Raw genomic sequence first — 11,841 nt, 5'->3', positions numbered from 1 at the left:
GGTGGGCCTTACCGCGTTGCGGGCTGCGTAAACAAGCCGGGTTCGACGCGGTATAGCGCAAGCCCCGCAGGGGCGACCGCGATGGGGCGGAGCCAGGCCGGATGCCGGCCGGCACGAAGCTGGTTGACCAGTTGGAGTCCGCCGGCCGCGTCATCGCCCAATTCAGTGAAGCTGTCGGGGCAAAGCGCGACATAGTTGACGTGCCACCCACGGGCGATCGTCGCCGCATCCTCGGGCGTACGCAGGAAGAAACTATAGACGGCGAGATTGCCCGCATTGTTGCGATGATAGGGCGCCCCCACCACGTCGAGGCGGGTCGCCGCCAGCGCATAGGCGCCGAGATCGAGCGGTGCGAGCAGCCTGCCTGACGGCAATTTGGCGATCGTCGCCAGCGCCTCGGGCGAGGTGCAGCTTCCCGCCGGCGGCTTGCTGCTCCGCACCGTCTGGCGCGGGGTCAACGCATCGGCTGCGAGCGGATAGAGCATGCCGGCTGAGGCGAGCCATGCGCCGGCCAGCCAGGCAGTGCCGCGGCTCCGCGCCGCGGCGATCACCGCGGCCAGCGCGGGCGCGGCCAGCATTGCCCCGGCATAGGCGCCGCGCAACTGGAAACAGGTCAGGCCGAACGCCGCGAGCTGGACGATCAGCAGCGCGATCCAGCGCGCATCGCGGGTCACATGGAGCCGCCAGGCGGTCGCCGTGATGCCGGCCAGCATCACCCCGGCATAGCCGATCGCCACGCCGATAGGCGCGGTGAACAGCGGTTGCGCCTCGCCGACCTTGCCCAGCCATAACCGGGCGAGCATCGGATCGACCATGGCATAGGGCTGCAGGCATTGCGGGGCGACCGCGATCACGCCGGCGCCGATCACCCCGGCAACCAGCAGCGCGAGCATCGCCCGCATCGCCGGTCTGGTGAAGTCGCGCGCGGCCAGCGCCATCAGCATCGGCGCAAAGGCGGCGATGACCGCGCCGCGCCATGCCGTGGCGGTGAAGCCGTCGCAACCGGGATAACCCCATTGACTGGTCTTGAAGACGATCGACGCACCGAGCAACCCGGCGCCGAGCGCGATGCCGAACCCCATCATCCGGTCGTCGGCGGCGTGCCTGGCGAACAGCCATTCGCCGGCCATGGCGAGGCCGGCCGCGGCAAGCAGGGGCGCCGTCTCCATGCCGATCACCAGGCTGGCCGCAGCGGCGAGCCCCGCGGTGAGGCCATGTCCCAAGGTGGGCGGGCTGATCAGGGTACGGACGACCAGCAGCAGCAGCACGATCTGCAGGCCGTGATGGTCGATCCGTCCGGGCAGAAAGATCGTCGTCGCCGGATAGGCGATCGCAGCGACCACGATGGCGGTGCGCGCGACGCCCGGGCCGCCGATCGCCCGCGCGATGCGCGCGACGAGGAACAGGGCAGCTGCGAACAGGGCGGTCGGCCAGGTGACTACCGCGACGGTCTCCGCCTGGTGTGCGCCGAGCCACGGCGTCAGCAGGGCGATGATCGCGCCCGGCACCAGATCGGGCAGGCGCGACCAGTGCATCGCCAGGCCGGGCGCCTCGCCCAGCCGGTGCTGCGCCAGATCGTTGAAGCGCTGCCCCGCCAGCCAGTCGCGGATCTGCTGCAGGCGCATGACATCGTCGGTATCGGGCAGGCGCAGCGCCGAGAGCTGGTGCCAGTCGCGGAACGCCCATGCGGCAGCGAGCAGGCAGGCGAGCAGGATCGCCACGAGCGCGTCGCCATAGACCAGCCGTCGTTCGGTGCCTGTCCCCATGCCAAGGGGCTAGCGAAGTCAGGTTAAGGCGGGGTTAGGGGCAGCGATAGGTCCGCAATGGACGTTACCCGATCTGGGTTAATCCCGGTCGCGACGCCCGAGCAGACGCAGGCGCAGCGCGTTGAGCTTGATGAAGCCTGCTGCGTCGCGCTGATCATAGGCGCCCTGATCGTCCTCGAAGGTTACGACCTTCTCCGAATAGAGCGAATTGGGCGACTTGCGGCCGACCACATAGACCCCGCCCTTGTAGAGCTTCAGCCGGACGGTGCCCGCCACCTTTTCCTGACTATGGTCGATCGCGGCCTGGAGCATCTCGCGCTCGGGCGAGAACCAGAAGCCGTTATAGATCAGCTCGGCGTAACGCGGCGCCAGCTCGTCCTTGAGATGCGCCGCGCCGCGATCGAGCGTGAGCTGCTCGATGCCGCGATGCGCGAGATAATAGATGGTGCCGCCCGGCGTCTCGTACATGCCACGCGACTTCATGCCGACGAAACGGTTCTCGACCAGGTCAAGCCGGCCGATGCCGTGCTTGCGGCCGAGATCGTTGAGCTTGGCGAGCAGGGTCGCCGGGCTCATCGCCTCGCCATTGACCGCGACGCCGTCGCCGCGCTCGAAATCGATCGTGATGAATTCAGGGCTGTCGGGCGCGTCCTCCGGATTGACGGTGCGCGAATAGACATAGTCGGGCACTTCCTCCCACGGATCCTCGAGCACCTTGCCCTCGGACGAGGTGTGCAGAATGTTCGCGTCGGTCGAGAAGGGTGCCTCTCCGCGCTTGTCCTTCGACACCTGGATCTGATGCTGTTCGGCGAATTCGATCAGGCGGGTGCGGCTGGTCAGGTCCCATTCGCGCCACGGCGCGATCACCTTGATGTCGGGCGCGAGCGCATAATAGCCGAGCTCGAAGCGGACCTGGTCGTTGCCCTTGCCGGTCGCGCCATGGCTGACCGCGTCGGCATTGACCAGCTTGGCGATCTCGATCTGGCGCTTGGCGATCAGCGGCCGGGCGATCGAGGTGCCGAGCAGATACAGTCCCTCGTACAGCGCATTGGCGCGCATCATCGGGAAGACATAATTGCCGACGAACTCCTCGCGCAGATCGTCGATGAAGATGTGTTCCGGCTTCACGCCGGCCGCTTCGGCCTTGCGGCGCGCCGGCTCGAGCTCCTCGCCCTGACCGAGATCGGCGGTGAAGGTCACCACCTCACACTGATAGGTCTGCTGGAGCCATTTCAGGATCACGCTGGTGTCCAGCCCGCCCGAATAGGCGAGGACGACGCGGTTGATCTTGTCGGTCATGAAAGCGGCTCCGAGGATGCTGGGAAATCGGCCCGCGCTCTAGGGTCCGTTGGCCGGTTCCGCAACCTCGATGGTCCTCAGCAACCCGGGCAGATGCGCCCCGAGCGTCACGGCGCGGTAGAGATAGCTCGCCATGAAGGCCCACCAGATGCCGCTCTCGCCGAAGGGCCGGAACAGCAGGTCGGTCGCAATGTACAGCGCAGTCGCCAGAATCGCAGCGTTGCGGAGCGCCTTGCCCCTGGTCGCGCCGATGAAGATGCCGTCGAGCAGCCAGGCGGGCACTCCGATTGCAGGGATGATCGCGGCAAAGGGCAGCAAGGCCATCGCCTGCGCGCGCACGTCCGGATTGGTCGCGAAAAAGGCGATCAACGCCGGGCCCGCCGCGAAGAAGATCAGGGCGAAACCGATTCCCGCCAGCAGCGAGAATTCGCCGGTCAGCCGGATCGCCCGCACCATCGCCGGGCGCGACCGGGCGCCGATCGCCTGGCCGACCCGCGATTCGGCGGTGAAGGCGAAGCCATCGAGCACGAAGGCGGAAACGCTGACGAACTGCAGCAGCACGTAATTCGCGGCGAGCGCCGTCTCGCCGAGCCGCGCGCCGGCATTGGTGAACCAGAGGAACAGCAAGAGGAGCGCGATGGTGCGGACCATGATGTCGGCATTGACCGCGAACAGCCGTTTGAGCGCCCCGCCGCCGAACAAGGCGGGCGAGAGCATGCGGCGCCAGTCCACGCCGCCCCCCGCAATCACCAGCCCGACGGCAAGCGAGATCCATTCGGCACAGGCGGTGCCAAGCCCGACGCCGCGCGCGCCCAGATGGAAATGCCAGACGAACAACAGGTCGAGCGCGATGTTGACCAGGTTCATCACGATCTGAAGCGCCAGTGCCGACCGCGTCCGGCCCAGGCCGAGCAGCCAGCCGTTGATCGCGAACACCGCGAGGCTGGCCGGCGCCCCGAAGAAGCGCGCGCTGACATAGCCCTGTGCCGCCGCGTCGAGCGCGCCGCCACCTGCCATCGTCTCGAGCGCCAGCGGGATCAGCACGATCTGGAGCGCGAACAGCGCCGCGCCCAGTACGAACCCCGCCACGACGCCACGCAGCAGCATCGCCTCGACCTCGGGCGCGTCGCCCGCCCCTTCGGCCTGCGCGGTCATCCCGGTCATGCCCATGCGCAGAAAGCCGAAGGTCCAGAAGATCATGTTGATCACGACCGTGCCGAGCGCGACCCCCGCGAGCGCGGCGGCGTCGCCGGTCCTCCCGATCACGGCGGTATCGACCAGCCCGACCAGCGGCACGGTCGTCTGGCCGAGCATGATCGGCCAGGCCTGGGCGAAGATCGCGCGACGGGTCAGCGGCGTGGTCATGCGCGTCCGGATAGGCAGGGGCTGGCCGCGGCGCTAGCCTCTTGCCCCGACGACTCGGATGGGATGCCGCTATGCCGGAGAACAAGACCAAGCCGACCGATGTGAGCGTCGACGCCTTTCTGGCGAAGGTCGACCCCGAACAGCGCCGCGCCGACGGGCGTGTCCTGCTCGACATGATGACGCGCATCACCGGCGAGCCGCCGGTAATGTGGGGTCCGTCGATCATCGGTTTCGGCGCGCTGCATTATCGCTACGAGAGCGGTCACGAAGGCGACATGCCTCAGATCGCCTTCTCGCCGCGCAAGCCACAACTCGTACTCTACCTCTCCGTCAGCATGCCAGGCCGCGATGCGCTGCTGGCGAAGCTCGGCAAGCATTCGACCGGCAAGAGCTGCCTCTACATCAGGAAGCTCGCCGATGTGGACATGGCCGTGCTGGAGGATCTGATCGCCCGATCCTGGGCGTACGAATCCGCTCAGGCCTGAGGCGTCCGCATCGCCCGCTCGGCCTCGATCATGTAATCGCGCGTGATCGGCAGGGCGTGGCGGTTCTTGGCATATTGCAGCTGGTAATTGACCATGCCGCCATAGCGGAACGCGCAGGACGCGCCGGCCAGGTAGAATTGCCACATGCGGTAGAAGGGCTCGTCATACAGCGCGACGATCGCGTCGCGCGCGGCGACGGTGCGCTCGTACCAGTGATCGAGCGTGTAGGAATAATGCAGCCGCAGTACCTCGACGTCGGTGAGGAAGAAGCGGAGCCCCTCCTGCGCCCGGGCGATCTCCGACAGGGCCGGGTTGTAGCCGCCCGGGAAGATATATTTCGCGGTCCAGTCGTCGGTTACGCCCGGCGCGCCGGCACGGCCAATGGTATGGAGCAGCATCACGCCGTCATCGGTCAGCAGGCTGCGGCACTGCTTGAAGAAGGTGCGGTAATGCGCCGGGCCGACATGTTCGAACATGCCGACCGAGACGATCCGGTCGAACTTGCCCGTGACATGGCGGTAATCGATCAGCTCGAACTTCACCTTGTCGGCAACGCCGGCCTCCTCGGCGCGGCGGCGGGCGACCTTGAGCTGCTCTTCCGACAGGGTGACGCCGAGCACTTCGGCCCCCGTCTTCTCGTGGAGATAGAGCGCCATGCCGCCCCAGCCGCAGCCGATGTCGAGCACGGTCATGCCCGGCTTCAGCGCCAACTTGGCGGCGATATGCGCTTTCTTGTCGGCCTGAGCCTGCTCCAGGCTGTTCGTCGGATTCGTGAAATAGGCGCAGCTATACTGGCGGTCGGCGTCGAGAAAGAGGTCGTAGAGCCGATCGCTCAGATCATAATGGTGCGCGACATTCTTCTTCGACCGGCGCGCCATGTTGACGCGGTTGATGCGATGCGTGACGGCCGCTACCGCACGGCGGGCGCGGCTGGGATGGAGCCCGCCAAGGCCGTCTTCCCACAGGTCGTTGGCGGTCATCAGCTGGACGAGTCCCATGATGTCCTCGCCATCGACCGCCAGCCGGCCCTGCATATAGGCCTCGCCCGCGCCGAGGCTGGGATTGCGGACGATGAAGTTCGCCGCGCCATTGTCGGTGAAGCGAATCGTCACGTCCGGGAAATCCGGATCTGGATCGGGCTTGCCGAACACCCGGACGGTGCCGTTGGCGTGATGGACGGTAAGCTGTCCGCGCTTCACGCGGGCGGCGAGGAATCGATCGATCAGAGCCATATAAGGGGCCACTAACAATCAGATGCCCGCATACCAATCGTAATCTACATTGTCCTCCCAATAGCCTCCTTTTCCCTTGCCGATTCCGGCGAGCGAGGCGACCGCGTCGATGCGCATGACATATTTCGCGTGCTTGTAGCCGAGCTGGCGCTCGACCCTGAGGCGGAGCGGCGCGCCGTGCCCGACATCGAGCACCGCATCGTTCATCGCCCAGGCAAGAATGGTCTGGGGGTGGAAGGCATCGATCACGTCGATCGATTCGTAATAATTCTTCCCCCTGAACAGGTCGGCGCAGGTGAACACGATATAGCGCGCGTCGGACCGGAGCCCCGCCGCCTTGAGGATCGTGCCGAGCATCGGCCCATGCCATTTGCCGATCGCGCTCCACCCCTCGACGCAATCGTGCCGGGTGATCTGGGTTCGCGCCGGGATCGCCCGGATCTGCGCCAGCGACAGGCTGAGCGGCCGCGTGACCAGCCCGCCCACGTGGAGCCGCCAATGGGCGAATCGCTCCGCCAGCATCGCGGTGTAGTCAGGCGTGTTGGGATTGCGCGTGCCGTTGGTGCGGAAGCGCGGCGACATCTGGTCGGGGCGGAATTCCGGGGCGAGGGCGTCGCGGTTCATCAGCGCGCGCTGCAGCCCAAGGTTCATCTTCTCGCCGGAGAACAGGATCTTGCGGAAGCTCGGGTCGTTCGCGACCTGATCGCACCCGGCGAGCAGACCGGCGCCGCCGATCGCCGCGCTGGTGATCAAGGCGCGGCGGGTGATGATCCGGCTCATGCCTCATCCTCCGGCACGGTCCAGCGGCCGGTGATCATCGATCGCACCTCGTTCCATGCTCCCGCGATGATCACGAGCGCGAGATGGACGATGATGAAACCGGTCAGCGCGCCTGCGACGATGAAATGGATCGAGCGCGCCGATTGCCGTCCGCCGAACAGGTCGAGCAGCCAGGGCAAGGCGGCGTTCATGCCGGGCGACATGGTCAGCCCGGTCAGGATCATCAGCGGGATCAGCACGAAGATCACCAGTACATAGGACAGCTTCTGGAAGATGTTGAACGCGCGCGGATTCTCCGGGTCGTGGAAGCGCAACGCGATATGCTCGCGCAGATCGTGGCCCAGGTTCCGCGGTTTGAGGTCGGCCATGCGGACACGCAGGTCGCGTTGGAAATGCCGGTTGATCAGGCTCGCCACCATGAACAGGAGCAGGCCGAAGCCGAACACCAGCGCGAACAGCAAATGCCAGCGCCGGGCGATCGCGAGATTGTAGCTTGCCGGGATGGTCAACCAGCCAGGCCATTGCGGCAAAGTGAGCCAGGCGTGATCGTAATTGGCGCCGTAATTCCCCCAATAGAGATGCGGGTGTGCGTTGAAGATCATCAGCCCGCTGCCGAGCAGGATGAAGATCGTGACCGCGTTGACCCAGTGCCACAGCCGCGTCGCGAGATTGTACCGGTAGATCACCCGCACCGGCTCTGCGGCCTTGGCCTCGGGGGATAGGGGTGCGTCGTCCATGGCGGCTGCATATCCTCCCGGGGCGCATTGTAGAACCGCAATCGCGCGCCGGATAGCGCTGCCGGCCCGGACCGTCGCAGGTTTCACCAATCGGGTGGGCAAGTCGCGGCGGGCCGCCGCCAGCACCGGAACCAGTAACGGCGAACACCTCGTGTTGGAATCCGCAGCCGCCCGCGGATTTCCGGCAAATATTGGCTGATTTATGCGACCCACTTCCCTGCGGCCCGGAATCGACCCATATTTGACGCGTGCGCCGCCATTATTGTCGGCGGCAAGTTGACCTCCGCACCGATACTGGTGAATCGTCGCCAACGTCGCGCCAACATATTGCGATCTTATTGTCATTTATCTTCGCCGTTTCCGCGACCCCTATGGTTTTTTCTTCGTACTTTACTTGAGGCCGAAAATATATTCATCGCGCTGCGACTCCCGACGGAACGCCTCGATCGCGCGCCGGCGGGGATTTCAGCAGGGATGCGGGAGGAAGTGAATCGAGGCGGGGAGGACGGTTCCCCGGCGGCAGCAAATCTGCCATGCCGGGGCGATGCTGCCGTCGCTGATCGTCATCGATGATTTCCTGCGCGATCCGCTGGCCTTCCGCGCCCAGGCGCTAGCGCTCGATTACGATCCGGCCTTCAAGAAGGGCAATTACCCGGGCCTTCTCTCCACCCGGCCGCTACCGATCGCCGGTCTCGACGATGCGGTGTCGACCCGCGCCGGCGTGCGGTTGCAGCCGGCGGCGGGGACGACGCACCAGCATTGCCGCCTGACCCTGAAGGGCGACAAGGGCGCGAGCGGCGTCCATATCGACCCGTGCTTCTATTCGGGCATCCTCTATCTCTCGCTGCCCGAGCATTGCCGCGGCGGCACCGATTTCTTCAGCCACCGCCCGACCGGGCTGGAGCGCGTACCGCAGACCGAGGCAGGCCTGTTCGCCGCCGGCTATACCGACATCAACCGGCTGATCGAGGAAGTGGTCAACCAGGACACGCTGAAGCCGTCGCGCTGGGAAAAGACCATGACGGTGCCGATGCGCTTCAACCGGCTGATCCTGCTCAGCCCCTGGATGTTCCACAATGCGGGCGCGCCCTTCGGCGACCGGCCGGAGAATGGCCGGCTGGTCCATCTGATGTTCTTCGCCGCAGCGCCCGCCGCTCAGGCATAGGCGCGCCAGAAGAAGACGGCGGTGGTCACCGCGGTGATCAGCAGGGTCCAGATCCTGATCGCGAGCGGCGGCAGGATCTGCCCCAGCCGCGCGCCCAGATAGCCGCCGACGATCGCGCCGATCAGCATCGGGATGCAGTAGATCCAACGCACCATGCCGGCGATGATGAAGATCAGCGCCGCCGCCGCATTGGCGGTCGCGACCATCAGGGTGCGTGCGCCGGCCATCCTGTGCGGCTCCTGATGCGCGAGCAGGCCGAACGCCGCGGTCATCATCAGCCCGACGCCGCCCCCGAAATAGCCGCCATAGATGCCGAGCAGCACCTGCGCGACGATCAGCGTCTTCGGGCCGATCGTGACGCGTCGGTGCAGCGCCACCGCGGCGCGCTGGCCGAAAGCGAGCACGATCGTGGCGAGCAGCAGCAACCAGGGCACGACCACATCGAACAGCCGCGCCGGCGTTGCGACGAGCAACAGGCTGCCCGCAAGGCCACCGGCGAAGGTGATCACCGCGAGCACCGGCATGCCGAAGCCGGCGAGCGGCGCGAGGTCCTTCCGGTAAGCCCAGGCGCTGGCGCCGAGCCCGGGCTGGAGCGCGACGTTGCTCGTCGCGTTGGCGACGGGCGAGGGCAGGCCAAGCGCGATCAAGGTCGGCATCGTCGCGAAGGTGCCGCCCCCGGCAAGCGCATTCATCGCGCCGGCCAGCAGCCCGGCACCGACCGCGAACCCCAACCCGGACAGATCAGCCAAGCGCCGCCAGCTTTTCCTCCGCCTGACGATCCAGCTCGGCGCGGCTCTTCTTCTCGGACGCGGTCTTCAGCTGGCCGCAGGCGGCGTCGATGTCGCGGCCGCGCGGGGTGCGCACCGGGGCCGAGATGCCCGCTTCGAAGATGATGCTCGAGAAGCTGCGGATCCGCTCCGGCGTCGAGCATTCATACGGCGCGCCTGGCCAGGGGTTGAACGGAATGAGGTTCACCTTGGCGGGCAGGCGGTAATGGCGGATCAGCCGGACCAGCTCATGCGCGTCGGCGTCGCTGTCGTTCTTGTCGCGGAGCATCACATATTCGAACGTGATGCGCCGGGCATTGTTGGCGCCGGGATAATCGGCACAGGCCTGGAGCAGCTCCTCGATGCCGTATTTCCGGTTGATCGGCACGATCTCGTCGCGGACCTCCTTGGTCACGGCGTGGAGCGAGACCGCGAGGTTCACGCCGATCTCCGCGCCCGCGCGCGCCATCATCGGCACCACGCCCGAGGTCGAGAGGGTGATGCGGCGCTTCGACAAAGCAAGCCCATCGCCGTCCATCACCAGCTTCAGCGCATCGCGCACCGCGTCGAAATTATAGAGCGGCTCGCCCATGCCCATCATCACGATGTTGGTGAGCATGCGCCCCTCGGGCTGGCTCGGCCATTCGCCGAGACCGTCGCGCGCGAGCATCACCTGGCCGACGATCTCGCCCGCCGTCAGGTTGCGCACCAGCCGCATCGTGCCGGTGTGGCAGAAGCGGCAGTTGAGCGTGCAGCCGACCTGGCTCGACACGCACAAGGTTCCCCGATCGGCGTCGGGGATGAACACCATCTCGTAATCCTGCCCGTCGGGCGAGCGCAGCAGCCATTTGCGCGTGCCGTCGGTCGAGACCTGCGCCTCGACCACCTCCGGCCGGCCGATCACGAAGCGCTCGGCGAACCAGGGATGCTGGGTCTTGGAGATGTCGGTCATCGCGGTGAACTCGATCACGCCGCGATTGTACATCCAGTGCCACAGCTGCTTGGCGCGCAGCTTGGCCTGTTTCGGCTCCATGCCCGCCTCTTCCAGCGCGGCACGGATCGCCTCGCGCGGCAGGCCGATCAGATCGACCTTGCCGTCCTCGCGCAGGGTGGGCGCGCGGGGGACGGGCACGGGGTCGATGTGCCCGGGAATGGGCATGGAGTGCGTCGGGATATCAAGCATGGCGGTGCACATAGGCGATTTCCCCGCCTTTTTCTACTCCACCCCCGCACCCCAGCGCGTGAAGGGTCGCCGCCATCGCTTCGATCAGCGGCGTATGCGGCTCCTCGCCCAGCATCTCGACCAATGCGCGATTGTCCAGCGCCAACGGATTCTGCCAGAAGGGGTGCATCTCGATCATCTCGCGCATCGTGGCGTTGAAGGGCGCGATCAACGGCAGCAGCGCCCAGGGGAAGCCACCCTGCTTGATGCCCGGATTGCCCATGGCGGCGCGGATCGCCTCGACGATGACGGTGCCGTCGCCGTCCCAGACGCCGCGAAAATGATATCGGGCAAAGGCCGGCAGATCCCCATCACGATCGAGCAGGCGCGCGAAGGTCTCAGCGACATCGGGCAGAAAGGCCCAAGCATGGCCGACGCCCCGCGCGCCCGGATACATCACCCGCTTGACCGGCTTGCCGGGCGTGATCAGGCCCTGTGACAGCCAGCTATTGCCCGGCCGAGGCCCGAAGAAATCGCCGGCGCGCAGGATCACCGCTCGCATGCCGCGGCCGCACGCCGCCTCGACCGCGCGCTCCATCTCGACTCGCCATGCGCCTTTTTTCGTGTTGGGTCGCTGGGGCGTATCCTCGACCGCGACAGGCACCGAGCGCGGATCGTAATTATAGATCGTGCCCGGCAGCGCCAGCCGCGCGCCCACGCTTTCGGCCGCCGCGATGCTGTTGTGGAGCATCGGCATCACCAGCCTTTCCCAGTCGCGATAACCCGGCGGGTTCACCGCATGGACGATCGCCGAGGCGCCCTTAGCCGCCTGCAGCACCGCATCGCGATCGAGCGCATCGCCGATGATCCACTCGATACCGTCATGGCTCGTGCGGGGCGCGCGGGTCAGGCCCCGCACCGTCCAGCCATGCGCGATCAGCGCCCGTGCCGTCTCGCCGCCGACGCCACCCGTCGCGCCGAGTACCAGGGCCGTCTTTCCGTTCGCCATCATCGCCTCCTTTGTTGATGGCGGCGATATGCGGCGGCCAGGCCTCATTGAAAATTGTCAGGGATGTATAGCCG

At 66.5% G+C, this 11,841-nt stretch carries 11 protein-coding genes; 2 read left to right on the top strand and 9 right to left on the bottom strand.

The annotated features are described in order from the left end of the window. Window positions 1-8: 8 nt before the first annotated feature. The 3 genes from AC1RT8_RS22720 to AC1RT8_RS22710 form a co-directional block, all read right to left on the bottom strand. Window positions 9-1,766 carry a hypothetical protein gene (locus AC1RT8_RS22720; protein ID WP_493078599.1) on the bottom strand — a complete coding sequence of 586 codons (1,758 nt, stop codon included), beginning with the start codon at window positions 1,764-1,766 and terminating at the stop codon, window positions 9-11. A 78-nt stretch (window positions 1,767-1,844) separates the two neighbouring features. Next, window positions 1,845-3,065, bottom strand: coding sequence for an argininosuccinate synthase (locus AC1RT8_RS22715; protein WP_493078597.1), 1,221 nt, complete (start codon window positions 3,063-3,065; stop codon window positions 1,845-1,847). A 39-nt stretch (window positions 3,066-3,104) separates the two neighbouring features. Then, a complete protein-coding gene (locus tag AC1RT8_RS22710) occupies window positions 3,105-4,430 on the bottom strand; it encodes an MATE family efflux transporter (RefSeq protein WP_493078595.1) in 1,326 nt (441 codons plus the stop codon). 71 nt (window positions 4,431-4,501) lie between these two features. Here AC1RT8_RS22710 and AC1RT8_RS22705 point away from each other — a divergent pair, with 71 nt between their 5' ends. Beyond that, window positions 4,502-4,915, top strand: coding sequence for a DUF1801 domain-containing protein (locus AC1RT8_RS22705; RefSeq protein WP_493078594.1), 414 nt, complete (start codon window positions 4,502-4,504; stop codon window positions 4,913-4,915). On the opposite strand, the gene AC1RT8_RS22700 is transcribed toward AC1RT8_RS22705, so the two are convergent. From AC1RT8_RS22700 to AC1RT8_RS22690, 3 genes are read right to left on the bottom strand one after another with little or no spacing between them, the layout of a single operon-like run. After that, window positions 4,906-6,147 carry a class I SAM-dependent methyltransferase gene (locus AC1RT8_RS22700; protein WP_493078592.1) on the bottom strand — a complete coding sequence of 414 codons (1,242 nt, stop codon included), beginning with the start codon at window positions 6,145-6,147 and terminating at the stop codon, window positions 4,906-4,908. The genes AC1RT8_RS22705 and AC1RT8_RS22700 overlap by 10 nt on opposite strands. A gap of 18 nt (window positions 6,148-6,165) precedes the next feature. Further along, window positions 6,166-6,927 (bottom strand): molybdopterin-dependent oxidoreductase, encoded by a 762-nt coding sequence (locus AC1RT8_RS22695; protein ID WP_493078590.1) that lies wholly within the window; start codon window positions 6,925-6,927, stop codon window positions 6,166-6,168. Next, a complete protein-coding gene (locus AC1RT8_RS22690) occupies window positions 6,924-7,664 on the bottom strand; it encodes a cytochrome b/b6 domain-containing protein (protein ID WP_493078589.1) in 741 nt (246 codons plus the stop codon). The genes AC1RT8_RS22695 and AC1RT8_RS22690 overlap by 4 nt, the downstream gene beginning before the upstream one ends. A 544-nt stretch (window positions 7,665-8,208) precedes the next feature. Between AC1RT8_RS22690 and AC1RT8_RS22685 the strand changes: the two genes are divergently transcribed. Beyond that, a complete protein-coding gene (locus AC1RT8_RS22685) occupies window positions 8,209-8,829 on the top strand; it encodes a DUF6445 family protein (protein ID WP_493078587.1) in 621 nt (206 codons plus the stop codon). On the opposite strand, the gene AC1RT8_RS22680 is transcribed toward AC1RT8_RS22685, so the two are convergent. The 3 genes from AC1RT8_RS22680 to AC1RT8_RS22670 are packed head-to-tail and all read right to left on the bottom strand — an operon-like array spanning window position 8,820 to window position 11,767. Next, window positions 8,820-9,578, bottom strand: a complete 759-nt coding sequence (locus AC1RT8_RS22680) for a sulfite exporter TauE/SafE family protein (RefSeq protein WP_493078586.1) — start codon at window positions 9,576-9,578, stop codon at window positions 8,820-8,822. The genes AC1RT8_RS22685 and AC1RT8_RS22680 overlap by 10 nt on opposite strands. After that, the gene (gene rlmN / locus AC1RT8_RS22675) at window positions 9,571-10,755 is read right to left on the bottom strand and encodes a dual-specificity RNA methyltransferase RlmN (protein ID WP_493078585.1); all 1,185 of its coding nucleotides are present in this window, start codon (window positions 10,753-10,755) and stop codon (window positions 9,571-9,573) included. Before rlmN ends, AC1RT8_RS22680 begins: the two co-directional genes overlap by 8 nt. A 16-nt stretch (window positions 10,756-10,771) precedes the next feature. Then, window positions 10,772-11,767 carry an NAD-dependent epimerase/dehydratase family protein gene (locus tag AC1RT8_RS22670; RefSeq protein WP_493078583.1) on the bottom strand — a complete coding sequence of 332 codons (996 nt, stop codon included), beginning with the start codon at window positions 11,765-11,767 and terminating at the stop codon, window positions 10,772-10,774. Between the last annotated feature and the right edge of the window lie 74 nt (window positions 11,768-11,841).

It is taken from the genome of Sphingomonas sp. GW821-FHT10F11 (assembly GCF_058809095.1).
Note: the sequence above shows the minus strand (reverse complement) of the source record. Positions and strands in the feature narration are given on the sequence as shown.

Coding starts and splice junctions, on each gene's coding strand:
- AC1RT8_RS22720 (WP_493078599.1), bottom strand. CDS start 1,766: ATGGGGACAGGCACCGAACGACGGCTGGTCTATGGCGACGCGCTCGTG.
- AC1RT8_RS22715 (WP_493078597.1), bottom strand. CDS start 3,065: ATGACCGACAAGATCAACCGCGTCGTCCTCGCCTATTCGGGCGGGCTG.
- AC1RT8_RS22710 (WP_493078595.1), bottom strand. CDS start 4,430: ATGACCACGCCGCTGACCCGTCGCGCGATCTTCGCCCAGGCCTGGCCG.
- AC1RT8_RS22705 (WP_493078594.1), top strand. CDS start 4,502: ATGCCGGAGAACAAGACCAAGCCGACCGATGTGAGCGTCGACGCCTTT.
- AC1RT8_RS22700 (WP_493078592.1), bottom strand. CDS start 6,147: ATGGCTCTGATCGATCGATTCCTCGCCGCCCGCGTGAAGCGCGGACAG.
- AC1RT8_RS22695 (WP_493078590.1), bottom strand. CDS start 6,927: ATGAGCCGGATCATCACCCGCCGCGCCTTGATCACCAGCGCGGCGATC.
- AC1RT8_RS22690 (WP_493078589.1), bottom strand. CDS start 7,664: ATGGACGACGCACCCCTATCCCCCGAGGCCAAGGCCGCAGAGCCGGTG.
- AC1RT8_RS22685 (WP_493078587.1), top strand. CDS start 8,209: ATGCTGCCGTCGCTGATCGTCATCGATGATTTCCTGCGCGATCCGCTG.
- rlmN (WP_493078585.1), bottom strand. CDS start 10,755: ATGCCCATTCCCGGGCACATCGACCCCGTGCCCGTCCCCCGCGCGCCC.
- AC1RT8_RS22670 (WP_493078583.1), bottom strand. CDS start 11,767: ATGGCGAACGGAAAGACGGCCCTGGTACTCGGCGCGACGGGTGGCGTC.